Annotated in this window: 24 protein-coding genes; 8 read left to right on the forward strand and 16 right to left on the reverse strand. The window is 52.8% G+C overall.

What is annotated here, in order from left to right; genetic code table 11:
• Positions 1-259: 259 nt before the first annotated feature.
• From GW591_RS08950 to GW591_RS08970, 5 genes are all read right to left on the reverse strand, one after another.
• On the reverse strand, positions 260-976 hold the full coding sequence (locus GW591_RS08950; RefSeq protein ID WP_015690111.1) for an ABC transporter ATP-binding protein: 717 nt from the start codon (positions 974-976) through the stop codon (positions 260-262).
• Entirely contained in the window at positions 973-1,866 is an 894-nt protein-coding gene (locus GW591_RS08955; protein WP_013576032.1) for an ABC transporter ATP-binding protein, read from the reverse strand. Before GW591_RS08955 ends, GW591_RS08950 begins: the two co-directional genes overlap by 4 nt.
• Positions 1,863-3,149 (reverse strand): high-affinity branched-chain amino acid ABC transporter permease LivM, encoded by a 1,287-nt coding sequence (gene livM, locus GW591_RS08960; RefSeq protein WP_173362108.1) that lies wholly within the window; start codon positions 3,147-3,149, stop codon positions 1,863-1,865. The genes GW591_RS08955 and livM overlap by 4 nt, the downstream gene beginning before the upstream one ends.
• Positions 3,150-3,162: 13 nt before the next feature.
• Entirely contained in the window at positions 3,163-4,077 is a 915-nt protein-coding gene (locus GW591_RS08965; RefSeq protein WP_013576034.1) for an ABC transporter permease subunit, read from the reverse strand.
• Between the two features lie 189 nt (positions 4,078-4,266).
• Positions 4,267-5,391: a branched-chain amino acid ABC transporter substrate-binding protein gene (locus GW591_RS08970; protein ID WP_112152190.1), complete on the reverse strand. Its 1,125-nt coding sequence runs from the start codon at positions 5,389-5,391 to the stop codon at positions 4,267-4,269.
• A 415-nt stretch (positions 5,392-5,806) separates the two neighbouring features.
• On the opposite strand from GW591_RS08970, the gene GW591_RS08975 reads away from it, so the two are divergent.
• Positions 5,807-6,022, forward strand: a complete 216-nt coding sequence (locus tag GW591_RS08975; RefSeq protein ID WP_013576036.1) for a YgdI/YgdR family lipoprotein — start codon at positions 5,807-5,809, stop codon at positions 6,020-6,022.
• 126 nt (positions 6,023-6,148) lie between these two features.
• Here GW591_RS08975 and GW591_RS08980 read toward each other — a convergent pair whose 3' ends face one another.
• From GW591_RS08980 to GW591_RS08995, 4 genes are all read right to left on the reverse strand, one after another.
• Positions 6,149-7,978, reverse strand: a complete 1,830-nt coding sequence (locus tag GW591_RS08980; RefSeq protein ID WP_037035541.1) for a methyl-accepting chemotaxis protein — start codon at positions 7,976-7,978, stop codon at positions 6,149-6,151.
• Positions 7,979-8,320: 342 nt separating this feature from the next.
• Complete coding sequence (gene hemB, locus GW591_RS08985) at positions 8,321-9,295, reverse strand: porphobilinogen synthase (RefSeq protein WP_013576038.1); 975 nt, start codon at positions 9,293-9,295, stop codon at positions 8,321-8,323.
• 215 nt (positions 9,296-9,510) lie between these two features.
• Positions 9,511-11,610, reverse strand: coding sequence for a peptidase domain-containing ABC transporter (locus tag GW591_RS08990; protein WP_013576039.1), 2,100 nt, complete (start codon positions 11,608-11,610; stop codon positions 9,511-9,513).
• Positions 11,597-12,883 carry an HlyD family secretion protein gene (locus tag GW591_RS08995; protein WP_225444889.1) on the reverse strand — a complete coding sequence of 429 codons (1,287 nt, stop codon included), beginning with the start codon at positions 12,881-12,883 and terminating at the stop codon, positions 11,597-11,599. The genes GW591_RS08990 and GW591_RS08995 overlap by 14 nt, the downstream gene beginning before the upstream one ends.
• A gap of 426 nt (positions 12,884-13,309) precedes the next feature.
• Here GW591_RS08995 and GW591_RS09000 point away from each other — a divergent pair, with 426 nt between their 5' ends.
• Positions 13,310-13,501: a hypothetical protein gene (locus GW591_RS09000; RefSeq protein ID WP_013576041.1), complete on the forward strand. Its 192-nt coding sequence runs from the start codon at positions 13,310-13,312 to the stop codon at positions 13,499-13,501.
• A 115-nt stretch (positions 13,502-13,616) separates the two neighbouring features.
• Here GW591_RS09000 and GW591_RS09005 read toward each other — a convergent pair whose 3' ends face one another.
• The 6 genes from GW591_RS09005 to pspA all read right to left on the reverse strand — a co-directional run bounded on the left by GW591_RS09005 (position 13,617) and on the right by pspA (position 17,736).
• Entirely contained in the window at positions 13,617-14,684 is a 1,068-nt protein-coding gene (locus GW591_RS09005) for a YcjF family protein (RefSeq protein ID WP_112152188.1), read from the reverse strand.
• Positions 14,681-16,078: a YcjX family GTP-binding protein gene (locus GW591_RS09010; protein WP_121020116.1), complete on the reverse strand. Its 1,398-nt coding sequence runs from the start codon at positions 16,076-16,078 to the stop codon at positions 14,681-14,683. The genes GW591_RS09005 and GW591_RS09010 overlap by 4 nt, the downstream gene beginning before the upstream one ends.
• Positions 16,059-16,304, reverse strand: coding sequence for a phage shock protein PspD (locus GW591_RS09015; RefSeq protein WP_037035548.1), 246 nt, complete (start codon positions 16,302-16,304; stop codon positions 16,059-16,061). Before GW591_RS09015 ends, GW591_RS09010 begins: the two co-directional genes overlap by 20 nt.
• A gap of 84 nt (positions 16,305-16,388) precedes the next feature.
• The gene (pspC, locus tag GW591_RS09020) at positions 16,389-16,748 is read right to left on the reverse strand and encodes an envelope stress response membrane protein PspC (protein WP_037035549.1); all 360 of its coding nucleotides are present in this window, start codon (positions 16,746-16,748) and stop codon (positions 16,389-16,391) included.
• Entirely contained in the window at positions 16,748-16,975 is a 228-nt protein-coding gene (gene pspB / locus GW591_RS09025) for an envelope stress response membrane protein PspB (protein WP_112152186.1), read from the reverse strand. Before pspB ends, pspC begins: the two co-directional genes overlap by 1 nt.
• 89 nt (positions 16,976-17,064) lie before the next feature.
• Positions 17,065-17,736, reverse strand: a complete 672-nt coding sequence (gene pspA / locus GW591_RS09030) for a phage shock protein PspA (protein ID WP_013576051.1) — start codon at positions 17,734-17,736, stop codon at positions 17,065-17,067.
• 232 nt (positions 17,737-17,968) lie between these two features.
• On the opposite strand from pspA, the gene pspF reads away from it, so the two are divergent.
• Positions 17,969-18,976, forward strand: a complete 1,008-nt coding sequence (pspF, locus tag GW591_RS09035; protein ID WP_013576052.1) for a phage shock protein operon transcriptional activator — start codon at positions 17,969-17,971, stop codon at positions 18,974-18,976.
• 221 nt (positions 18,977-19,197) lie between these two features.
• On the opposite strand, the gene zigA is transcribed toward pspF, so the two are convergent.
• Complete coding sequence (gene zigA / locus GW591_RS09040) at positions 19,198-20,385, reverse strand: zinc metallochaperone GTPase ZigA (protein ID WP_037035554.1); 1,188 nt, start codon at positions 20,383-20,385, stop codon at positions 19,198-19,200.
• Between the two features lie 239 nt (positions 20,386-20,624).
• Between zigA and sapA the strand changes: the two genes are divergently transcribed.
• The 5 genes from sapA to sapF are packed head-to-tail and all read left to right on the forward strand — an operon-like array spanning position 20,625 to position 25,947.
• A complete protein-coding gene (gene sapA, locus GW591_RS09045) occupies positions 20,625-22,307 on the forward strand; it encodes an ABC transporter substrate-binding protein SapA (protein ID WP_037035550.1) in 1,683 nt (560 codons plus the stop codon).
• Positions 22,304-23,269, forward strand: a complete 966-nt coding sequence (gene sapB, locus GW591_RS09050) for a putrescine export ABC transporter permease SapB (RefSeq protein WP_013576055.1) — start codon at positions 22,304-22,306, stop codon at positions 23,267-23,269. Before sapA ends, sapB begins: the two co-directional genes overlap by 4 nt.
• Complete coding sequence (gene sapC / locus GW591_RS09055) at positions 23,256-24,146, forward strand: putrescine export ABC transporter permease SapC (protein ID WP_013576056.1); 891 nt, start codon at positions 23,256-23,258, stop codon at positions 24,144-24,146. The genes sapB and sapC overlap by 14 nt, the downstream gene beginning before the upstream one ends.
• Positions 24,146-25,138: a putrescine export ABC transporter ATP-binding protein SapD gene (sapD, locus tag GW591_RS09060; RefSeq protein ID WP_013576057.1), complete on the forward strand. Its 993-nt coding sequence runs from the start codon at positions 24,146-24,148 to the stop codon at positions 25,136-25,138. The genes sapC and sapD overlap by 1 nt, the downstream gene beginning before the upstream one ends.
• Positions 25,138-25,947: a putrescine export ABC transporter ATP-binding protein SapF gene (gene sapF, locus GW591_RS09065; RefSeq protein WP_013576058.1), complete on the forward strand. Its 810-nt coding sequence runs from the start codon at positions 25,138-25,140 to the stop codon at positions 25,945-25,947. The genes sapD and sapF overlap by 1 nt, the downstream gene beginning before the upstream one ends.
• Positions 25,948-26,002: the final 55 nt, after the last annotated feature.

Raw genomic sequence — 26,002 nt, forward strand, 5'->3', positions numbered from 1 at the left:
ATAGCCTGTTGATCCTGGTGGGTCAACGCCTTAACACGGCTTCAGGCCACTGATGTGCCCAAAAAAACTGACGTTTTACAAATTCATGACAGCTAATTCCGCATGATACCTCAGAAAATTAACTTTCCGGTCACCTTTCTGTAAGAATTGCATGATAGCGGAATACTGTGGGCGAAATGTGGAGGCAGGTTGAAAATGCGGAAAAAAGTTGGCGGGAAGGCCCGCAATACGGGGTATCGCGGGCATTGAAGATGAAAAATCAGATTCCTCCGAGATAAGCTTTCCGCACCTCCTGATTATGTAAAAGTTCCTCGCCTGAACCGCTAAGCCGAATTTGTCCGTTGACCATCACATAACCCCGGTCAGAAAGCCTGAGCGCATGATGCGCATTTTGCTCCACCAGAAAGATAGTCATGCCGTTTTTTGCCAGTTCGCGCAAGGTCTGGAAAATCTGTTTAACGATAATAGGCGCCAGCCCAAGACTCGGTTCATCGAGCAGTAACAGCTTCGGGCGACTCATCAGCGCACGGGCAATCGCCAGCATTTGCTGTTCACCACCGGACATGGTCATCGCCCGTTGTTTACGGCGTTCCTTCAGGCGCGGGAATAACTCAAACATGGTGTGCAGATCTTCTGCCGCGTGTTTATTCCCGACGGGAATGGTGCCCATCAGCAGGTTTTCTTCCACGGTCATATCCGGAAAAACACGTCGCCCTTCCGGCGATTGCGCTATGCCAGCCGAAGCCACAAAGTGTGTCGATTTGCGGCTGATATCTTCCCCGCGAAACAGGATCTGCCCGCTCTGTATACGTGGCTGGCCGAATATCGACATCAGCAGCGTTGATTTCCCGGCACCGTTAGCACCAATCAACGCCACCGTTTCCCCCTCATGCACCTGCAAAGAGACCTGCTGTAATGCCTGAATCGCCCCGTAATACACATTCACATCACGAAATTCCAGCATCGCGTCGCTCATAAGCTGACCTCGTCGTCTTCATCAGCACCCAGATACGCGGCAATGACTTTCTCATCGTTCTGAATAGCCTGCGGTATTCCTTCGGCAATCACGTCGCCGTGGTCGAGCACGATAATGTGGTCGGAAATGTCCATCACCATGCCCATATCATGTTCGATCAGCAGCACGGTGATGTCGTGATGATCGCGCAGGAAGCGGATAATTTTGCTCAGCGTACGTGTTTCAACCGGATTCAGACCGGCTGCCGGTTCGTCCAGGCAAATCATTTCCGGCGCGGTACACATCGCACGGGCGATTTCCAGCCGGCGCTGCTGACCGTAAGACATTTCCCCTGCCAGCCGGTTGGCACAATCCACCAGTTCCACCACTTCCAGCCAGTAAAATGCGCGGTCCAGCGCCTGATTTTCCGCACGGCGATAACCCGGCGTATTGAGCACACCGGCAATCAGGTTGCGGTTGGTTTGCATGTGCTGAGCGACCAGCAGATTTTCAACCACCGACATTTCACGAAACAGCCGGATATTCTGAAAGGTACGCGCCAGCCCGGCGCGGTTAACCAGGTGTGTACCGCCGAACATTTTGTAGAAAATACGTTTGCCCAGTTGCGCTGGTTTTATCCAGTCATCAGGCTGAAATTTCTGCCCGAGCACCTGGATTACATTGGTCGTCCGGCGGCGCGTATTGAGCAAAATATTGCCGCCGGACGCTTTATAAAAACCTGTCAGGCAATTAAATACCGTGGTTTTTCCTGCGCCGTTCGGGCCGATCAGCGCGGTAATCGATCCGCGTTTCACCGCAAGATTCACATCGTTCAGCGCCTTAATGCCGCCGAAATGCATGCGCAAATGCTCGACACTCAGGATGTTGTTATCCGCTAACGCTTCGCTCATGGCGCGACTCCTTTACGCACGGCAAACCCGCTGCGGCTGATGCGGATCAACCCGCGTGGCCGCCAGATCATCATCACCACCATTAAAACGCCGAACAGCAATACGCGATATTCGGCAAAGCTGCGCAACAGTTCCGGCGCGACGGTCAGCACAAATGCCGCCAGCACCACGCCGATGGTTGAGCCCATACCGCCCAAAACCACAATAGCGAGAATCAGTGCAGATTCGAAAAAGGTGAAAGACGTCGGATTAACGAAGCCCTGATACGTGGCGAAAAACACGCCAGCAATTCCGGCCGTGGAAGCCCCGAGGGTAAAGGCAGACAGCTTGACCAGCACATGATTCAGCCCCATCGCGCGGCAGGCAATCTCATCCTCACGCAGCGCTTCCCACGCGCGGCCAATCGGCATGCGGGTCAGCCGGTGTTTGATAAACAACACCAGCAACACCACCAGAACCAGCACGGCATAGATGAAGATAAATTTCATATTCGGGTTGTAGGTCAGATGGAAAAACTCGTGGAACGGCACGCCGCCCTCTTTCGCCCGCCGGCCAAATTCCAGCCCGAAAAAGGTGGGCGGAGGCGCGGAAACACCGTTCGGGCCGCCGGTAAACGACAACCAGTTGGTCAGCACCAGCCGGATGATTTCACCGAAACCTAACGTCACGATCGCCAGATAGTCGCCGTGCATACGCAGCACCGGGAAACCCAGCAACGCACCCGCCAGCGCGGCCATCACCGCCGCCAGCGGCAGCATCGACCAGAAGCCGAGGCCGAGATACTGATACCCCAGCGCCAGCCCGTAAGCCCCGATGGCGTAAAACGCCACATACCCCAGATCGAGCAAACCGGCCAGTCCGACCACGATATTCAGCCCGAGGCCGAGCAGCACATAAATCAGTCCCAGAATGGCGACCGTCAGAATGTATTTGGTGGCGACGAACGGGAAGAAAATGGCCAGCACAATCAGCAGCGGAATAACCCAGCGCAGATGACTTTTATAATCCGGCGACCGGACATAGACGCCCGCGCTGTCGGATTCGAAACGCGCACGCATTTTCTGCCCGGCTGTGGTTTCTAAAAATGCACTGAGCAGGAAGCGGCCCGTCATCACCGCAGCAATGATCCAGACCAGCCTCTGGCTATGAAAGTTAAAACTGTAACCATCGAGCACCACGCCGACCACCGGCCCGAAAATAATCAGCGCCACCAGCCCGGCAAAAATGGCATCCAGCAGACAGCGTTTAAATGAAAATCCGCTGTTCACAGCAGTTTGTGACATCATTTTATTTCCCTCACACTTTCGTCACGACCGGACGGCCCAGCAGGCCCTGAGGGCGGAAAATGAGGATCACCACCAGCAATCCAAAGGAGAACACATCTTTGTAATCAGAATTCACCATGCCCGAGAACTGCGCTTCGGCAATCCCCAGGATCAGCCCGCCCAGCATCGCGCCGGGTAATGAACCAATGCCGCCGAGCACCGCCGCAGTAAAAGCTTTGATGCCGATGATGAAACCGGCGTAGAAATCAAACGTGCCGTAGTTCATGGTCACCAGAACCCCGGCCAGTCCGGCCATCGCTGCGCCAATCATGAAGACCAGCGAGATAATGCGGTCAGTGTTAATACCCAGAATGGAAGCCATTTTTCTGTCCTGCTGCACCGCACGACACATACGACCAAGTTTGGTATTACTGATAATCCACGATAAAACCAGCATGCCAGCCAGCGACGCCACCAGAATGAAAATTTTGGTGTAGGTCATCTGGACAAAACTTTCGCCGATATGAAAACGGAATGCGCCATCCAGCATGGTCGGAATGCCCTGCTGTCGCGGCCCCTGACTGATTTGCGCGTAATTTTGTAAGATAAGTGACATGCCGATAGCAGAAATCAGCGGTGCAAGACGGGTCGAATTACGCAGCGGCTTATAGGCAATGCGTTCAATCGCCCAGCCATACACGCCGGTGACCACGATGGTGAACACCAGCGTGCCCAGGATCAGTAGCGGAAAAGAGTGAAGCCCGAAGAAGGAAAGCAGCGCCAGCGCGATGGCACAGAGGTAAGCCGAAATCATATACACTTCGCCGTGCGCAAAGTTGATCATGCCGATAATGCCGTAAACCATGGTGTAGCCGATGGCAATGAGACCGTAGACAGCACCGAGCGTAATGCCATTAAACAGTTGTTGCAGGAAGAATGAATCCATAAATACGCAGTCTCTTTTTGTGACCGCGCCTGGCTAAGGGCGCATTCATTAAAGCTAATAAAGCGTTATCGTTGCAGCCAGTTTGGACCCGGCCAGCGCACAAGAGCCGGAGCGTACATTAAGTACGTGAGCCAGTTCTTTCATAAAGAGTGAGCACTGCCCGGGTTCAAAATGGCAAATAAGAGTGCTTTATTCCTTAACTTCCTGATATTTGCCTTTGTCGTCCCATTTATAAACCACGTAATCAGAGACTTTCAGGTCGCCTTTACTGTCCCAGGCTTTTTTGCCCATGACGGTATCGACGCTGTTGGCTTTAAGCCAGGCGCTGGCTTTGGCGGAATCGCTGCCGCCGGTGGCTTTGAATGCCGCGGCAATAGCCTGAACGGAGGCATAGGAGTAAAGGGTGTAGCCTTCCGGCTCGAACTTGCTGGCGCGGAATTTATCGATAACGACTTTGCCTTCCGGGATCAGACGCGGGTCTTTGCCGAAGGTCATCAGAATCCCGTTGGTATATTGCGGGCCACCCGCGGCGGTGACCATTTCTTCGTTGACGATACAGTCGCCGGAGAAGAACGTGGCCTGCACGCCCTGCTCACGCATCTGGCGTACCAGCGGACCGGCTTCAGGATGGCAACCGCCGAAGAACACCACGTCCGGTTTCTGCGCACTGATTTTGGTGACCAGCGCGTTGAAGTCTTTTTCGCCGCGCGATAACCCTTCATACATCACTTCTTTCACGCCACGCTTGTTAAGCGCCGCTTTGGTGGCATCCGCCAGCCCCTGCCCGTAAGTGTCTTTGTCGTGGATAATGACCACTTTTTTGGCTTTCAGCTTGTCGATGATGTAATCACTGGCAACCTGCCCCTGCTGGTCGTCACGTCCGCACATGCGGAACATATCACTCATGCCGCGTTCGGTGATTTGCGGGTTAGTGGATCCCGGCGTGATGGCGATAATGCCGGCATCGTTGTACACCTCAGATGCGGGCATGGTAGAAGATGAACAAAAATGCCCGACCACCGCCTGCACTTTATCCTGATCAACAAGACGGTTAGCGACCGCAACGGCCTGTTTCGGTTCGCAGGCATCATCGCCCTGCACCAGTTTGATTTTCTCGCCGTTGATTCCGCCAGCGGCATTAATGTCTTCAGCGGCCTGTGTGGCACCATGCCAGTACTGATCGCCATAGGTGGCATTCGGGCCGGTGAACGGGCCAGCGACGCCAATCACGATATCCGCACGCGCGGTAAACGCAGTGACCAGACAGCCTGCCAGCAACAAAGAAAGAGGACTTTTAATAAATTTCATCGACATCATCATGATCCTTAGGACAGAGTTTATGCAAAACGGGTTATGGAAAACGCATGTAGCAAAAACACCAACACGAAGTCGTAATCAGAAAATCTGAAATTTAACGCTTAAGCCTTAAGACTGAGGGTTTCCCGCTTATCTCCGGGGGTGAAAACATCAAAGGTAAAAAAACATAAGCAAAATATCTGCCATTGTTACTCAACCTCTGAGAATGTGACGGGTTATGTGAGTATAGATAGCGACGGGAGAGCGTTACGGGCAACTGACAGAAACAACGACGGGATCACATCGCACCGCGCTGGTGCACAAGCACGGTTTTGCACGCACGCTTACGCCGGGTGACATTTTTATTCTTTGCTTCTTGCGGCGGGTTGTTTTGTAATATGGGCAGATGATTGCAACGGGAAACTACTGAACAATGAAGAAATTATCCTGCCTGACGGCTGTGGTTCTGGCTCTGTCGTTAACTGGCTGCGCCAGCGATTATGTGATTAACACCAAATCCGGTGACCAGTTTTTCGCCCACGGCGAACCGGATCGTGACCGCAATACCGGCATGACCAGCTACACCGACATGAATGGCGATTATCATCTGATGAACACCAATGATATTGCGGGCATTGTGAAGAAGTAGGGTTACGGATGGGAATTGCATTTATCTCAAAACCTGGCCGATGACACACATGGTCGGCTTAACAAAACAGTCATGCTATGTGGTGCACAAACGGCACGCAATATCACGACTGTTTTGAGAATCAGATTACTCAGTAATAAAACGTGAAACAGACGCAGCAAGATTTTGTGCCTGATCTCGCAGCGCATTGGCGGCAGCAGAAGACTCTTCCACCAGGGCCGCATTTTGTTGAGTCACGCTGTCCATTTCCACTATTGCCTGCCCTACCTGAGATATTCCCCTGTTCTGTTCATCCGATGCCTGAGTAATTTCATTCAGTATTTCGGTAACATTAGCCACTTTGGTCACAATGTCATGCATGGTAGTCCCCGCCTGTTCTACCAGATCTGACCCTGCATTAATTCGCTCTACCGATTCACCAATTAAACCTTCTATTTCTTTTGCAGCCTGAGCGCTTCTCTGCGCAAGGCTTCTCACTTCGCTTGCCACAACAGCAAATCCCCGCCCCTGTTCGCCAGCACGCGCCGCTTCAACAGCCGCATTGAGAGCCAGAATATTGGTCTGAAAAGCGATGCTATTAATTACCGTCGTAATCTCAGCAATTTTTGCTGAGCTTGCAGTAATTTCATTCATAGTTTTCACCACATGAGAGACGAGTTGCCCGCCTTTATTCGCCGTTTCTGAAGTACTGCCCGCCAGGCGGCTGGTATGATGAATATTGTCCACGTTCTGTTTAACCGTCGCAGTTAACTGCTCCATGCTGGCTGCCGTTTCTTCAAGCGCAGCAGCCTGTTCCTCAGTGCGTGCGGATAAATCATTATTACCTGCCGCAATTTCTGCGGAGGCATGGCTCACCTGCGTCACACCGGTACGAATATCCCCGATGATACGGCGGAGATCGGTGTTCATCTCATCTACAGCTTGCATCAGTTCTCCCAGCTCATCACGACGCGTGGTATTGAGATGGGCTCTTAAATCACCGCGCGCTATCTGTCTGGCGACGTCAAGCGTGTCAGCCAGAGGCTTCACAATTTGGCGGGAAATAATCAGTGCAATGCCAATACTTAATAAGACTGCTGCTACCAGGAGTGAAGTCATCCATATAACTGCATTTCTGATATCGTCATGCGCCGCGCTCAGCTCCGATTCAAATATATTGTCACTCAGGGTGGTCAGCTTGCCGCCTGCTTTCGCAAGCAACTGAGTCGCTTCCTGCTCAGCAATATAGGATTGGAGGTAGTTTCCGGCACTCGCCTTTTTGGCCGAGACCGAGCGTTCAATTTCTTCAAGTATGCTGACATCAGCCGGATTTAACTGGGATTTGACGGCATCCATTTGCTGAATCGATTCATCCATAAAACCTGTTAAAGCCTGAAGGGATTCCTCAGTATTCTCAAACTGGAGGAGTTTTACACGTGTCGCCACCCCATCAATGTGTCTGACGATATCCCCTAACGCGATCGCGGTGACAGCACGTGCGGGATCTCGTGCATAGGACTGAGCCAGACTGTTAATCTCAGATTCTTCGCGTGTCAGCACAAAACGACTGACAACAAGATCACGTTGTTGGGTCTCGCGGACCGTTTGAGCACGCTTGTCACGATACGTCTTCATGACCTCTGACATTTCATTAAGCATCTTCAGGTGCTCTGTATCCCAACGAAGCAACCTGAGACTTTCAATTTTTTTATCAACCTGCTGTAAGTTCACCTCATTCATTGTGATGTATTTTTCATCGTGCGTTTTCACATATTCCAGTCTTTCAGACTTCGCCATAGCAAACTGGTCAGTTATCACTTTAAGCTGGCTTATTTTCTCAGCTCGAATGGAAATATCATTCAGATTTTTAATACCACATAAAGCAACTGCAATACTCAGCAATAAGATAAGTCCGAAACCTAATGCTAATTTTTTCCCGACTTTTAGATTTTCAAAATATGACATAAATATTTTCATAGCGCATGGCTCTCCATTATTTTTATAAATACAATTGTATGTGAAGCACATGGGGTATCGGCAGGCTATAAAAATTAGTTAATAAAAAACTCAGTTTATTAAGTTACAAAAGTCAGTAATTTAACCGCTATAAAACCTTATTCTTTGTATGAATACTTTTTTATTAATTACACCCTATTAATGGTGAGGTAATTCTCTATAAAAAAGCATTATTTTAATTTTCTGCTATTCTTAAATATTAAAGACGTTATCTGAACATACATCGCGCAGTATCAGCTTCCGACGCGAGGACATAAAAAAACCGGGCGGAAGCCCGGTTTTGGTTTGCAGCGAGAACAAAAATTACAGCCCGTTTTCGGCAATATCCATCGCAAAGTACGTCAGGATAATATCTGCGCCCGCACGTTTAATCGCGCCAAGGCTTTCACGTACGACGGCACGCTCATCAATAGCACCTGCTTGTGCAGCAAATTTGATCATCGCGTATTCACCGCTGACCTGATACGCCGCCAGTGGCAGACGGGAGGCTTCGCGGATATCGCGGATCACGTCCAGATACGCACCGGCCGGTTTCACCATCAGCGCATCGGCGCCTTCCTGCTCGTCCAGCAACGATTCACGCACGGCTTCGCGGCGGTTCATCGGGTTCATCTGATATTGCTTGCGGTTGCCTTTCAGTACACTGCCGCCCGCTTCGCGGAAAGGCCCGTACAGGGAAGATGCAAACTTGGTGGAATACGCCATGATTGAGGTATCGATAAATCCGGCTTCATCCAGCGCACTGCGGATGGCCTGCACCTGACCGTCCTGCGCGGCGGATGGCGCGATGAAATCTGCACCAGCAGCCGCCGCCACGACAGCCTGTTTACCGAGGTTGACCAGGGTTGCGTCGTTATCCACGCCGTGGTCGTGCAACACACCGCAATGGCCGTGTGAGGTGTATTCGCAGAAACAGGTGTCGGACATGACAATCATTTCAGGCACGGTGTCTTTACAGATACGCGCCATACGCGCGACCAGACCGTTTTCGTTCCAGGTATCGCTGCCGGTGGCATCCATGTGATGCGAAATACCGAACGTCATAACAGAGCGGATACCGGCGCGGGCGTAACGTTCGATTTCAAATGCCAGGCGGGATTCAGGGATACGCAACACACCCGGCATAGCTTCGATGGGTACGTATTCAGAGGTCTCTTCTTCTACGAAAATCGGCAGTACCAGATCGTTGACGCTAAATTCAGTTTCCTGAAAAAGAGTGCGCAGGGATTCGGACTGTCTCAGGCGGCGAAGGCGTGAGCTCGGGAACTGATTCGACATGAAAACTCCTAAAAATTAATCTGTTGCGCTGATATTTTTTAGAAACAGGAGCACAGACAGTTCAGACGGCAGGAGGCGATGCAGCGCCGTCAGACGATGAAGCCCGCATTTTATAATAACTTTTAAACAAATGATGAACTTTCCGTGAGGAGATGTAACAGAGGCCGCAATTTTGGAAAGGCGATCCCGGAACAGGGATCGCCTGAAGGAATGATTTAACCGAGCTTGATCTCGCGATCTGCTGAGGCAATCGTAGACGGACGGTGGGCGATAAATATTCGCGTAATATCCAGTTCGCTGATCGCCTGATTGATGCGCATTTCATTGTCCAGATCTAAATGGCTGGTGGCCTCGTCGAGGAACAGTATCGCCGGACGGCGGTACAGTGCGCGGGCAATCAGCAAACGCTGTTTCTGCCCGCCGGACAAACTGCCGCCCAGTTCGCTGATCAGCGTTTCATAGCCCATCGGCATCCGTTCGATATCGTCGTGGATGTTACAACGGCGGGCGCAATCAATAATACGCGCTTCATCTTTCTGCTCATCAAAGCTGGCAATGTTCTCGGCGATAGATCCGGCGAACAACGTGTCATCCTGTAACACACAGGCGATGCAACTGCGGTAATTGTTCAGTCCGGCGGTGGTGATATCCATACCGTTAATCAGAATGCGGCCTTCGGTGGGCGTCAGCAAACCGGTCATGATCTTCATCAGCGTGGTTTTACCCTGCCCCGACGGCCCGGTGATCGCCACACTTTCGCCCGCCGCCACCGACAGGTTTAGCCCGTTGATCAGCGGTGCGGAAAGGCTGTCGTACTGAAACACCAGATCCCGCACCTCCAGCGACGCTGCCTCGCCCGCCCGCAGCAACTCACGTTCCGGCAGTGATTTCTCGGTGCCGGTCAACGCGATATCCGCGATACGGTCGCGGTGCAGGGAAAGCATCCGCAGTTGCAACACCATATTCAGCAGACTGGCAGCACGTTCGGAGAACTGCCCGCGGTAGGTGTTGAAGGCCACAAACATCCCCAGCGTCATATGGCCGTCAATCACCTGCGTCGCCCCCAGCCACAGCAGCGCGACCTGATCGAGCGTGGCGATCAGCGTGTTGCCGCCGGTAAACATCATCTCAAACCTGGTTTTGCGCACCGTCGCATTGGCGTTATCAATGTTCAGATTGAGCCAGAAATTGGCGCGGGCTTTCGATAAACCCAGTGCTTTCAGCGTGCTGATGCCGTAGAGCGTTTCCATAAAGTGCGAACCGGCACGCGCACCTTTAACGATTTGCTCCTCGGAAACCTGGCGGTAAGCGTTATACGTCGTCAGGCGGAAGATGACATAAATCGCCGTGAAGCCAAGAATCACCCAAATCAGCCAGCCGCCATACAGCACCATCATCACGATTAACCCGACCGACATAATGCCGTCGATAATACTGTTGACCACGTTGGTGGTCAGCGTGGTACGCAGCGTATCGAGGGAAGTAAAACGCGACTGAATATCCCCGAGTTTGCGTTTCTCAAAATAATCGAGCGGCAGTTTCATCAGATGATCGAACAGCCGCGCTTTCCATTGCACATCAATCAGCGTACTCATCACCAGCGATGTCCAGGCGCGTAACATGCTGACGCCGGTGCGGAAAATGATGAAGAACAGCAACCCGAGGCAAATCAGGGTCAGTAAATCCGGGTCTTTCGCCGGGATCACATGGTCCATTACCAGTTGCATCCCGACCGGCAGCAGCAGGTTGACCGATTCGATCATCAGCGAGAGGCAGAAGATTTTGGTCAGCGCCGGAATAAGGCCGCTGACATTGCCCATCATTTTGCGCAGATCCAGCCGTACGCGCGGTTTCTCCGAGGTAAAACCGTTGTCCGGCCACAGCTCGAGTGCCACGCCGGTGAAATGCTCGGACACCTCGCGCATGCCAAGCGAACGGCGGCCAAAGGCCGGATCGTGAATAATCACTTTGCCCTGTTTAACGCCAACCAGCACCACGAAATGATTGAGATCCCAGTGCAAAATACACGGCGTTTTCAGCGCGTTCAGCTCATCGATATCCAGCTTTAACGCGCGGGATTTCATCTCATTCGCTGCCGCGATATCCATCAGCGTGCGCAGTGTCGCGCCCCGTGAAGATATGCCATAGCGCTGACGCAGGCTTTGCAAGTCCACGTGTTTGCCGTGATAGCCAAACACCATTGCCAGACTGGCCAGTCCGCACTCGGCGGCCTCGGTTTGAATAATCTGCGGCACCCGGTGGCGCCAGCTAAAGTGCAGGCGGTCAGCCAGCTCCCGTACGTTATCGAGATTCATTGATTGGCCCCACCACGCTTTTCTTCATGCTGTAATACGGAGACAACATCCACTGATACAGCGGCCTTTTCTCCAGGAATAACGTCGACTCGGCTTTCATGCCGCTGGATAAATTCAGCGTTTCGCCGTGCCAGTTCATGGCTTTTTTATCCAGTGAAACAATCACTTTGTAATACGGCCCGCTGATCGTGCCATTGGCCGTTCTCGGCGCGCTGGCGTAAGAATTCAGCTCCTGTTCGGAAACCGGCGCAGAGGAAATCGATTCCACCTTGCCGGGGAACTGGCCATATTTTTCAAACGGATAGGCTTCGTACCGAATATTGATGTGCTCGCCGGCTTTCACGTAAGGCACGCTTTCATTCGGCAGCCAGGCAACGAGAAAGAACGGGGAATTACTGGCTGGCACCAGTTGCGCGAGGCTATCACCGGCGTTGACCATCTGTCCGGGCGTGACGCTCAGCGAAGAGATTTTGCCGGAGGTCGGCGCGGTGATCAGCAATGAGCCTTTGGCATCGGCCTGCGCCAGCTGGCGTTCGAGGTCATTGCGCTGGTAGCCGTACTGTGAAATCTGGTTATCAAACTCGGCGGCGCGGGTGACCAGTTCGCTGCGCAGATTGGTGATTTGTAATGCTTCCTGAATCGCCTGGGTGTTCAGGCTCTGGAACGATGTCTGCTGCTGGTAAAACAGGTAGCGCTGATTATTCAGCTGGTCAGTATTGATCAGGCCCTTCTTCTGATATGCCCCGTAGTTCTGCATGCTCTTTTTCATGGCATCCAGCCCTTCCTGCGCCGAATCCACCATGCTTTGTGAGACTTCATGCGCCTTCTGATACTGATCGAGTTGCTGTTGCAGGTTTTGCAGGGTTTGCTGCTTATTGTGTTCCAGCTGGGCAATAATGGAATCGATTTGCTCGCGCTGCTTTTTAATAGCGGCGAGCGTGGTGGTACTGACATTCCCCGCCTGCGTCACGCGGCTGACGTCGATTTCATATAAAGGCTGGCCTTTTTTTACGGGTTTACCGGTATCGACATACAATTTGGTGACCACGCCCTGCTCAGGGCTGAATAAATTAATGCTGTGCGGCTGAGTAATGATTTCACCGCTGACGTTGATGCGACGTGTGTAGTTAGCGAAGATCAGGAATACCAGTAAAGCAAACAGGAAGAGGGCCGTGAGTGTCGTGATGATCCATAAAGGCCAGCCGGCGAGCAATAAAGCCTTACCCGCCCAGTGACTTTGCTGATGTTCATTTACCTCTTTACGAAAGAGCATATTTAAGTGTTCCAGAAAAACCGGCTGTAAAAACAGAATCTTTGAAAGATAGCAGCACATAATCACGCTGCCACCGCGATTACTCTGAAACACCGGATGAAGTTATTACCACGCAGGGATAATTGCGCAGTAATATTAATTTCAATGTCTTATAAAAAATAACCACCTGACCTCTGGTTCGATTATTTTTTGCACATTGCATTAATTATTCAGATTTAAAAATATCTTAATAATGATTTCAAACAATGAGTTACATATCTAAATTCACATAGGAGATTATTCCTAGTCAAATTCCGTCCGCAGTACTCTAGGCTTAATCCCTGTGAAGACATTGCGTAGAAATTATCTCCATAGACTTACTCAATGTTTTCATCGCCCCCGTTATTTAAGGGGACTTGCTTTAACAGATTAAAAGGAAGGCCTAAGATGAAACAATTAACAGAACATGATATTGAAATGGTTAATGGTGCGGGTTGGTCGGAAGATGTTAATAAGGTTGCCGATCGCCTATCAAACTTTGGTCAGGACGCGGTGAGTGACACCAGTAATGCGGTGAACAAGGCGTATTCACAAATTTCCGATGGTCTTGCTAAAGCACAGAACTATCTGACAACCTAGTTTATAAACAGCTTTTGTTGTACCGAAAGTTAATTTATAAGCAACTTAGTCAGAGTAATACAAGCCCCCGTTAATTTGGGGGCTTTTTTATTGGCAGTTTAAAACTGAAGAAATATCAGACGCCTGATTTAGTTTTATCGCTTTTCACCATGCTGTTTTTCAGCTTGCCGACAAGCTCACGGCGAAAATCACCGAGTTTAGGTTTATCGCCTTCCAGCCACGGCAGCGGACGGCAGAGTTCCATGGTTTTGATGCCCAGACGCGCAGTCAGCAAGCCGGCACCGATGCCTTGTGCCGCACGGGCTGAAAGGCGGGCAGCAAGATCCTGTGACATCCAGTCCATGCCCACTTCACGCACCAGTTCGGATGCACCGGCGAATGCCATGTTCAGCAGCACCAGACGGAACAAACGAATACGGCTGTAATAGCCAAGTTCGATGCCGTACAGCACCGCGATACGGTTAACCAGCCGCAGGTTGCGCCAGGCGATGAAGGCCATATCCACCAGCGCCAGCGGGCTGACAGCGATCATCAGCGCGGATTCGGCTGCTGAATGACTGATTTCACGCCGGGCCTGCGCATCGAGAACCGGCTGAACCAGACGGGCATACAGTTCAACCACTTCCCGGTCATTCTGGGTTTCATGCAGTGAAGCCTGCCAGCGTTGCAGCGCCGGATGGCTGTTATCCAGCCCGGCCTGCGCCGCCAGTTTTTCGCAGAATACACGTCCCTGCCCTAACCCATGACTGTGCATTAATTCGCGTGCCGTATCGCGCTCGTCGGCGCGCTGACGCAGGCGGTACAAGCGTCGCCATTCGGTCGCGACGGAACCGACACCGGCGACAATAATCAGCCCGCCTGCGGTGCAGGCACCAAGCGCCACCCAGTCCTGCTGGATCCACGCTTCGTGTACCCATTGCACGCCCTGTGCTACCACGCTGATGCCCAGCACCGCCACGCCGAGGCGCACAATTTTGCCCCACAAACTGCGACGCGGTTTCAGCGCACGGTTGAGCACTGCTTCGGCCTCGCCCTCTTCCTGCTGTTCGTCTGCTTCGGTGGATACCGCAATAAAGCGCTCTGAAATTTGTTCGTCAAACGCCAGCGCCGGTTTGATCACCGGTTCAGCCGGGGCTTTTAATTCCGTTTCAAAATCGATACGCGGTTTAATCGGTTCGCTCATCGCATTTTATCTCCCAGTAAAAACTCCATCACCGCATCCAGACGGATGTGCGGCAACGGCGTGTCCACGCTCATTTCACGCGGACGAAACTCATCAAAATGGAATCCCTGTTTTTGCCAGAACGCATGTCCCGGCAGACGCGCAGGCACCTCGCCGGGGAACACGGTCAGCGGCGCGCCATCCTGCAACCGGTGGCCTTTCAGCGCGGGCAGACTTTGCCCCTGATATTCCACCATGCCGGTTTCCGTCGCCTGAACCGACGCCAGACCGGCGCAATCCATACTGATGCCTTCGAAAGCGGCGTTCTGCCAGGCTTCCTGCACCAGTTGCTGCAACAGCGACACCAGATTAGCGTGCTGATCGCCGGTAATATGGTCGGCTTTAGTGGCGGCGAACATCAGTTTATCGATGCACGGATTAAACAGACGGCGGAACAGCGTGCGTTTACCGTAATGGAAACTTTGCATCAGCTGCGTCAGCGCCAGGCGCATATCGTTAAATGCCTGCGGTCCGCTGTTGAGCGGCTGCAGACAATCGACCAGCACAATCTGGCGGTCAAATTTCACAAAGTGATCTTTGTAAAAACCTTTCACGATGTGCTGGCAGTAATAGTCGAAACGCGCACGCAGCATACCCAGATTGCTGTTTTTATCCGCCTGCGCCAGTTGCGCATCGGAATAGCGGTTCAGCTCCGGCCACGGGAAAAATTGCAGCGCAGGTGCACCGGCCATATCTCCCGGCAGAACAAAACGCCCCGGCTGGATAAAGTGCAAACCTTCGGTCTTGCAGCACACCAGATAATCGGTGTAGGCCTGTGAAATTGTGCCCAGCAGATTTTCATCCGCCGGAGCCAGCGGATCACATTGTGCGCACAGCGTCAGCCACGGCTTCGCCCATTGCGCGCGATCGCCCTGCAACAGCCCCGCCATCTGGCGCGACCAGTCGAGATAGTTTTGCTCCAGCATCGGCAAATCCAGCAGCCATTCGCCGGGATAATCGACGATCTCCAGATATAACGTGGAGGTGTCTTTGAAGTGACGCAGCAGGGAATCATTAGAGCGATAACGCAATGCCAGACGGATTTCGCTGACGCCACGGGTTGGCGTTGGCCATGCGGGCGGCGTGCCGTAGAGTGCCGCCAGACCTTCGTCATAGGCAAAGCGCGACACGCCCAGATCACGCTGGGGGACGCGTTTCACGCCAAGCAGACGCTCCTCGCGGGCAGCCGAAAACAGCGGTAAACGTGCGCCGCTGTGCATGTGTAAAAGCTGGTTAACGAAGGCGGTGATAAAGGCGGTTTTTCCGCTGCGGCTTAAACCGGTGACAGCCAGCCGCAGATGTCTGTCCATGCCGCGATTGATCAGTGAATTAAACTCATTTTGTAGTCTTTTCATTGCTCTCCCTGGCGTAGCGCCCAAACAGCGCGGTCAAAATACGTTTGAATAATGGTTCTAATAATAGTGCTAAAACATACCTCATTGGCCCTTTTCCCACCACGCCCAACACACGCGCTGCCAGCCCGGCAGGGCCAAAGGTCAGCGCCAGCGTAATGATCACGCTGAAAATTTTCGAAAACAGGCTGCGCTTACCCGGCAGCGAGGAATTCAGGTAACGGGTCATAAAGATTCCTTAAGCGGGAGAGGAGAAGGAAAACAGCAGCCGGAGCAACGTCCGGCGGCCAGAGGCAAAGCGGTGAATAAAGAATTAAAGCTGGCGGAACCGGCTACGCACCCCGAAGGTTTCAGAGGTGACATAGCGTTCGACCTGGCGTAAACGCTGCTCGCTGGCTTTCAGTTCGCGGTCGGCTTCTTCCAGCAAGTTACGCGGCGATGGCGCAGTTTCATCGTCATATTCACTGGCCGGTACCGGATCCAGCACGTAGCTGAGAATGATGTACGCCAGGACGGTGAACATGAATAAACCAAAGAAAATCGACAGCACGGCCATAATCCGCAACAGTTTTACCGGCACGCCCAGATAGTGCGACAGCCCGGCCAGAACGCCTTTTATCACGCCCTCTTCCGGCACGCGGTAGAGTTTTTTCTCAGACAGACGGGTCGCCATTATGATTGCCTCCAGCCCGGGTGTTCGGCATCAAGAATTTCTTCCAGTGCCTGAATACGTTCGCGCATACGTTGCGCTTCATGAGTCAGGCTGGTGAGATTTTGTATCTCATGCTGACTAAGCTGACTGCCATTTTGCTGGCGATTGCTGTAGTGAAGCCACAACCAGACGGGCGCCACGAATAAAACGAAAATAGTCAGCGGAATAGCTAAAAACAGGAAGCTCATTGTCTCTCCTTATGAGTCTTATTTATTACCGGTTACGGCGTTAATCCTGCAACAACCTGCCTGCGAACAGGCAGGTTTAATGGCAAACATTATGCGTCCTGATTGCCGTTCATTTTAGCTTTCAGCGCAGCAATTTGTGCGCTGATTTCATCGTCGGCTTTCAGTTCGGCAAATTGCTGATCCAGCGATTTCTTTTTACCAATGCTGACGCTTTCTGCTTCCGCTTCCATATGATCGATGCGGCGTTCGAACTGCTCGAAACGCGCCATCGCTTCATCAATTTTACCGCTGTCGAGCTGACGGCGGACGTCACGCGAGGACGCTGCGGCCTGATGACGTAAGGTCAGCGCCTGCTGACGCGCACGGGTTTCGGTCAGTTTGCTTTCCAGCTCACCAATTTCTGACTTCATGCGATCCAGCGTTTCTTCTACCACGTTCACTTCGTTTTTCAGCGTGGTCACCAGCTCAGACAGCTTTTGCTTTTCGATCAGCGCCGCACGCGCCAGATCGTCTTTATCTTTACGCAACGCCAGTTCGGCTTTGTCCTGCCATTCACTCTGCTGGGATTCACCCTGATCGATACGACGGATCAGTTGTTTCTTTTCTGCCAGCGCACGGGCGGAGGTAGAACGCAGTTCCACCAGCGTGTCTTCCATTTCCTGAATCATCAGACGAACCAGTTTTTGCGGATCTTCTGCTTTATCCAGCAAGGTGTTGATGTTGGCGTTAATGATGTCAGCGAAGCGAGAAAAAATACCCATAATCGAAATTCCTCTTTGTTTCTGTTGGTTTCCGGCCAAATGATTACCGGTTAAATCCGCAGGAAAATTTTTCACTGCGGCGATAAACCTATATCAGGATCCGTGCCAACTTTTTAAAATCATTATCTGCATGAATAAATTGAATTTTTTACTTTTGTCTCTGCTATGCTTATTTTTCGAGATGATTATTTTCACTAAGTGTTAGTGTGTTTCACCACACAAGGAAAGCCAAATGACGGATAACACAGACAATTTACTCGGTGAAGCCAACGCCTTCATCGAAGTGCTGGAACAGGTCTCACAACTGGCGAAGCTGAATAAGCCGGTTCTGGTCACCGGCGAACGCGGCAGCGGAAAGGAACTGATTGCGCATCGTCTGCATTATCTGTCGCCCCGCTGGCAGGGGCCGTTCATTTCGCTCAACTGTGCGGCGCTCAATGAAAACCTGCTGGATTCCGAGTTGTTCGGCCATGAAGCTGGCGCGTTTACCGGCGCACAGAAACGTCATCTCGGACGCTTTGAACGTGCGGATGGCGGCACGTTATTTCTCGATGAGCTGGCGACAGCGCCCATGCTGGTGCAGGAAAAACTGCTGCGCGTGATTGAGTACGGTCATCTGGAGCGCGTCGGCGGCAGCCAGCCGTTACAGGTGGATGTCCGGCTGGTGTGTGCGACCAACGATGATTTACCGGTGCTGGCCGCTGAAGGAAAGTTTCGCGCCGACCTGCTGGACCGGCTGGCGTTTGATGTGGTGCAACTGCCGCCGTTGCGTGAACGCCAGCAGGACATCATGTTGCTGGCGGAACATTTCGCCATTCAGATGTGCCGCGAACTGTCTCTCCCGTTATTCCCCGGCTTTACCGACTATGCGCGTCAGACGCTGATGGCCTACCGCTGGCCGGGCAATATCCGCGAGCTGAAAAACGTCGTCGAACGCTCGATGTACCGCCATGGTACCAGCGATTTTCCGCTCGATAATATTATCCTGAACCCGTTTGCGCAGCGCACTGCCACCGTCGAAACGGCTGACGTCAGTCCACACGACACGCTGCCGACGTTACCGCTGGATCTTAAGCAATGGGTGACCGGACAGGAAAAAAATCTGATTGAGCAGGCTTTACGGCAGGCACGCTTTAATCAGCGTAAAGCCGCAGAGTTGCTGAACGTGACTTATCATCAGTTGCGCGGAATGTTGAAGAAACACGCAATTCAGGTCAATTCGCAGGAAGGGGCTGAATAACAGGCAAAAAAAAAGCCAGCACCCGAGCTGGCTAAGTAATACTGGAAGCAATGTGAGCAATGTCGTACCTCGCGATTAACGTCCCTGGCGGGCCGCCTCTCGTCCGGTGAAAAGAATGATAATAGTTCTCAGTATCGTCTGTAAAGCACTTTGTTGAGAATATTTCTCATTACCATACTGATATTATGGCTACTTTATGAACACCTTAAGGTCACTAAGGACTACCATTCGGGGAACGGATCGGCCATGTTGACCCAGTGTTCGATGCCTTCTGCCATCTGCTCTTCGCTTAAGAGACACGCATCCAGCTGCCGGATAATCTCTTCTTTATTCAGGTGCTGGCCGATAAACACCAGTTCCTGGCGCATATCGCCAAACGGCTCAACCCATTTCTCCATAATGTGTTCACGGGTCTCCTCGTCCTGCGGCCAGTCGCTTTCCGGCAGCGAACGCCAGAAAATACCCGCCATGCCATAGCGCGCTATGCCGCCCGCCTGACTCCACTGCCCGGCAAAGCGCGGACGCGACGCCAGCCAGAAAAAGCCTTTGGAACGCAGTAAGGTACCGCCCCCCCAGTCGCCGTGCACCACGCGGTAAAACTTATCCGGATCAAACGGCCTGCGGGCGGTGTAGACAAAACTGCTGATGCCGTACTCTTCGGTTTCCGGTGTGTGTTCACCGCGTAACTCTTTCAGCCAGCCCGGCGCCTGCTGTGCTTTGGCGAAATCAAACCGGTACGTATTAAGCACGGCTTCAAGCGGCAGGCTGCCGGGGGAAATCGGTATAATGTGCGCATCGGGATTGAGGCTTTTCAGTAGTGCAATCACTTCCCGCTGTTGCAGGCTGTCGAGAAGATCGGTTTTGCTCACCAGCAGCACGTTGCAGAATTCTATCTGGTCGATCAGCAAATCCGTCACGCTACGCGCATCGTCCTCGCCCAGACTTTCACCGGCCTCCTGCACACTGCGCGCTTCCTGATATTGCTGCATAAAGTTGACGCCATCGACCACGGTCACCAGCGTATCCAGTCGTGCGAACTGCGACAGACTTTCACCGTTTTCATCTTCGAAAGTGAAGGTTTCCGCCACCGGCAGCGGTTCTGAAATACCACTCGATTCAATCAGCAGATAATCAAAACGTCCGGCCTGTGCCAGCTCACGCACTGAAATCAGCAAATCTTCCCGCAGGGTACAGCAGATGCAACCGTTGCTCATTTCCACCAGTTTTTCCTGCTGACGGTCGAGCGTGATTTCACTGGCGACCAGTGCGGCGTCAATATTCACCTCGCTCATATCATTGACGATCACCGCCACGCGCAATCCCTGACGGTTGTTCAGAATGTGGTTGAGAACGGTAGTTTTACCTGCGCCAAGAAAACCGGACAGCACGGTAACAGGGAGTAAGGACATCATTAACCTCATATCTCAGGACAGTGCAGGAATACTTCGCCTGCGATTATTGTTATAATATAACATAACAATAGCAATCCAATTTCAAGGGTTTTATTGATACATGCTCTTTTTTTGCCGGGAAACGAACGGTTTTTGCGCGAAGTGCCGCAGTCCCGCACGCTGATTTGCTCAATGGATTGGGGTACCTCGCAGAGTACGGTACACTTAAGCTATTGCACCTTAACTTTGAAGCCTTTATGCGTCGTCTAACTTTGTGGATGATTTTACTGAGTGGCTTGTCCACGACAGTTTTTGCTGAGACTGCTCCAACACACGCCAGCCCGCCAGTCGTCAGTGCGCCGGTGAAAGATATTCGCCAGAGCGGCTTTGTCTATTGTGTTAACGGCATGGTCAATACCTTTAACCCGCAGAAAGCCAGCAGCGGGCTGATCATTGATACGCTGGCCGCACAGTTATATGACCGCCTGCTGGATGTCGACCCTTATACCTATCGCCTGATCCCCGAACTGGCACAAAGCTGGGAAGTGCTGGATGATGGCGCAACCTACCGTTTCCATCTGCGCAAAGATGTGCCTTTCCAGAAAACCGGCTGGTTTTCACCGTCGCGCAAGATGAACGCCGACGATGTGGTGTTCAGCTTCCAGCGCATCATCGACCCGAATAATCACTACCATGCTGTAAACGGTGAAGAATATCCGTATTTCGACAGCCTGCAGTTTGCCCATGCGGTGAAAAGCATCAAAAAACTGGACGACTATACCGTTGAGTTTCGCCTCAATAATCCTGACGCTTCTTTTCTCTGGCATCTTGCCACGCATTACGCACCGGTGCTTTCGGCTGAATATGCCGCGAATCTCATCAAATCCGGCAACGAAGAAGAGATTGATCGCCAGCCGGTAGGCACCGGCCCGTTCCAGCTTGGTGAATACCGTACCGGGCAATATGTGCGGCTGGCGCGCAACGGACAGTACTGGAAAGGCACACCGCGTATGGCACAGGTGGTGATTGATATGGGCGTTGGCGGCACCGGGCGTTTGTCGAAATTGCTGACCGGTGAATGTGATGTGCTGGCGTATCCGGCGGCCAGTCAGCTGTCCATACTACGTGAGGATCCGCGCTTGCGTCTTTCCCTGCGCCCGGGGATGAACGTTGCCTACCTGGCTTTCAATACCAACAAAGCCCCGCTCAATGATCCGCGTATCCGTCAGGCGGTGGCGCTGTCGATCAACAATCAGCGCCTGATGCAGTCGATTTATTACGGCACCGCTGAAACCGCTGCGTCTATTTTGCCGCGTGCGTCCTGGGCTTATGACAGCAACGCGCAGGTAACGGAATACAATCCGGATAAAGCGAAGCAAATCCTGAAAGACCTCGGGCAGGAAAAGCTCAACCTGCATTTATGGGTGCCGACGGCGTCGCAGTCCTTTAACCCCAGCCCGCTGAAAACCGCCGAACTGATCCAGGCCGATTTGGGACAGGTAGGGATTAAAGTCACCATTGTCCCGGTCGAGGGACGTTTCCAGGAAGCCAAGCTGATGGAGATGAATCACGACCTGACGCTGTCTGGCTGGTCAACGGACAGTAATGACCCGGACAGTTTCTTCCGCCCCATGCTCAGTTGTGCAGCGATTCATTCGCAGACCAACTATGCTCACTGGTGTAACCCGGAATTTGATGAATTGCTGCGTCAGGGGCTGTTGTCACAGCAACTTTCCCAGCGTATTGAGTTTTATCAGCGGGCGCAAAAAATCCTTGAGCAGGAACTGCCGGTGTTGCCACTGGCGTCTTCCCTGCGTCTTCAGGCTTACCGTTACGACATCAAAGGGCTGGTACTGAGCCCGTTTGGCAACTCCTCGTTTGCCGGCGTCTTCCGTGATGATGAAAAAAGTCGTGATAATGAAGGAAGGAAAGTTCCATGATTATCTTTACGTTACGCCGCATTTTGCTGCTGCTGGTGACCCTGTTCTTCCTGAGCCTTGTGGCGTTCAGCCTGAGCTATTTCACGCCGAATGCGCCACTGCGCGGCGCGTCCTTGTGGGACGCCTACCACTTCTATTTTGCGGGTCTTTGCCAGTTTGATTTCGGTGTGTCGAGTATCAACGGCGAAGGCATCTCTTATCAGTTGAAAGCGGTTTTCCCGGCCACGATGGAATTGTGCGTGCTGGCCTTTGCGCTGGCATTAGTCGTCGGGATCCCGCTGGGCATTCTGGCGGGAGTGATGCGTGGAAAATGGCCGGATGTCGCCATCAGCAGCATCGCCCTGCTCGGCTTTTCCATTCCGGTGTTCTGGCTGGCGGTACTGCTGATGCTGTTCTTCTCGCTGCAACTGGGCTGGCTGCCGGTTTCCGGTCGCCTGGATTTACTCTATCAGTTGAAAAGTGTCACCGGCCTGACGCTGGTTGATGCGTGGCTTTCTGATTCGCCATACCGCCATGAGATGATCATGAGCGCTATCCGCCATATGATTTTACCGATCGCCGCGCTGGCCGTGGCGCCGACGACCGAAGTGATCCGCCTGATGCGCATTTCCACCGACGATGTGCTGGAGAAAAACTATGTGAAAGCCGCCGCAACGCGCGGTTTATCACGCTTTACGATTATCCGTCGCCATGTATTACACAACGCGCTGCCGCCGATCATTCCCAAGCTCGGCCTGCAATTTTCGACCATGCTGACGCTGGCGATGATTACTGAGGTGGTCTTTAACTGGCCAGGCATCGGGCGATGGCTGATTAACGCCATCCGCCAGCAGGATTACGCGGCGATTTCAGCCGGGGTGATGGTCGTTGGCTCGCTGGTAATTGTGGTTAACGTGCTTTCAGACATTCTGGGCGCACTGATGAATCCATTGAAACATAAGGAATGGTATGCCCTTCGATAATGTATACCGCGAAAAACAGGTCCCGAGTCCTCTGCGCCATACGTGGGGGATTTTCTATCGCGACACACTGTCGATGATCGGTTTCTACGGCGTGCTCGGCTTGTTATTGCTGTGCATATTTGGCCATTTATTAGCGCCTTACGCGCTCGATCAACAATTCCTTGGTTATCAGTTGTTGCCGCCCTCCTGGTCGCGCTACGGCAATGTGTCGTTCTTCCTCGGCACTGACGATCTTGGCCGCGATTTACTCAGCCGGATGCTTACAGGCGCTGCGCCGACGATTGGCGGCGCACTGGTGATAACCCTCGCGGCGTCTTTATGTGGTGTGATCATCGGCGTACTGGCGGGGATCAGCCGTGGCCTGAAATCGGCCATTCTGAACCATATTTTCGATACGCTGCTGTCTATCCCTTCCCTGCTGCTGGCGATTGTCGTCGTCGCGTTTATCGGGCCGAAACTTGAGCATGCGATGCTGGCCGTCTGGCTGGCGCTGTTGCCACGCATTTCGCGCACGATTTACAGCGCCGTGCATGATGAGCTGGAAAAAGAGTATGTGGTCGCCGTACGACTCGATGGTGCCTCCACCTGGCAGATTCTGCGTTATGCCGTTCTGCCAAATATCGTTGCGGTGCTGGCAACGGAATTTACCCGCGCACTGTCGATGGCGATTCTGGATATCGCCGCGTTAGGCTTTCTGGATCTGGGCGCACAACTGCCGTCACCGGAATGGGGAGCCATGCTCGGCGATTCGCTGGAGCTGGTGTATGTCGCGCCGTGGACAGTCATGCTGCCGGGCGCCGCCATTCTTATCAGCGTGTTGCTGATCAACCTGCTGGGTGACGGTGTGCGTCGGGCGATTAATGCGGGAGTGGAATAATGCCGTTACTCGATATCCGCAATCTGACCATTGAATTTATGACCGCCGATGGCCCGGTCAAAGCTGTGGATCGCGTCAGTATGACGCTCAACGCCGGTGAAATTCGCGGGCTGGTGGGCGAATCCGGTTCGGGTAAAAGCCTGATTGCCAAGGCGATTTGTGGCGTTACCAAAGACAACTGGCGCGTGACGGCGGACCGGATGCGCTTTGATAACATCGAGCTGTTGCAACTGACGCCACGCGAACGACGTAAACTGGTCGGGCAAAATGTGTCGATGATTTTTCAGGAGCCGCAGTCCTGTCTGGATCCTTCTGAAAGCATCGGCCGCCAGCTTATTCAGGCCATTCCCGGCTGGACCTACAAAGGCCGCTGGTATCAGCGCTGGAAGTGGCGCAAAAAACGCGCCATCGAGCTGCTGCACCGCGTCGGTATTAAAGATCACAAAGACGTTATGGCCAGTTATCCGTATGAACTGACCGAAGGCGAGTGCCAGAAAGTGATGATCGCCATCGCGCTGGCGAATCAGCCGCGTCTGCTGATTGCCGATGAACCGACTAACGCCATGGAGCCGACGACGCAGGCGCAGATTTTCCGCCTGCTGGCGCGACTCAACCAGAACAATAACACCACCATTTTATTGATCAGCCACGACCTGCAAATGATGAGCAAATGGGCGAACCGTATCAACGTGTTGTATTGCGGACAAACGGTTGAAAGCGCAGCGTGTGAAGAATTGCTGGCCACGCCGCATCATCCTTATACGCAGGCGCTCATCCGCGCGATGCCTGATTTCGGCCGCTCACTGCCACATAAAAGCCGTCTGAATACGCTGCCAGGTGCCATTCCTTCGCTGGAACATTTGCCGATTGGCTGCCGTCTGGGGCCACGCTGCCCTTACGCGCAGAAAAAATGCATCGAAACGCCGCGCCTGCGTCTGGCGAAAACCCATGCGTATGCCTGCCACTTCCCGCTGAACATGGAGGAGCAATAATGGGCGAAACCCTGCTCGAAGTCCGTAATCTGAGCAAAACGTTCCGTTATCGCACCGGACTGTTCCGCAAGATGAATCTCGAGGCCGTGAAACCGGTCAGCTTTACCCTGCGCGAAAAACAAACGCTGGCGATCATCGGCGAGAATGGTTCGGGCAAATCGACGCTGGCTAAAATGCTTTCCGGCATGGTCGAGCCGAGCGACGGCGAAATTCTGATTGATGATCATCCGCTGACGTTTCGTGATTATCGTTTCCGCAGCCAGCAAATCCGCATGATTTTTCAGGACCCGAGCACCTCACTTAATCCACGTCAGCGTATCGGGCAGTTACTCGAAGCGCCCCTGCGACTGAACAGCGAAATGGATGCACAACAGCGCGAACAACGCATCAACCAGACATTGCGGCTGGTCGGCATGCTGCCCGATCACGCCAATTATTACCCGCATATGCTGGCGTCGGGTCAGAAGCAGCGCGTGGCACTGGCACGTGCACTTATCCTGCAACCCAAAGTGATCGTGGCTGATGAAGCGCTGGCGTCTCTGGATATGTCGATGCGTTCACAAATCATCAATATGATGCTCGAATTACAGGAAAAACAGGGCATCTCGTACATCTACGTGACGCAGCATCTGGGCATGATGAAACACATCAGCGATCAGGTACTGGTGATGCACGAAGGCGAGGTGGTGGAACGCGGAAATACGGCCGAAGTTCTGGCGGCACCGCTGCATGACCTCACCAAACGGTTGATTTCCAGTCACTTTGGCGAAGCGCTGACTGCTGATGCCTGGCGTCGTGACGGTAATTAACGCCCCTTCTGCATAATAAACGGGCAGATTCACCCCCTGAACGGTGTCAGGAAAC

This window comes from Rahnella aceris, assembly GCF_011684115.1.
Lineage (GTDB): Bacteria > Pseudomonadota > Gammaproteobacteria > Enterobacterales > Enterobacteriaceae > Rahnella > Rahnella aceris.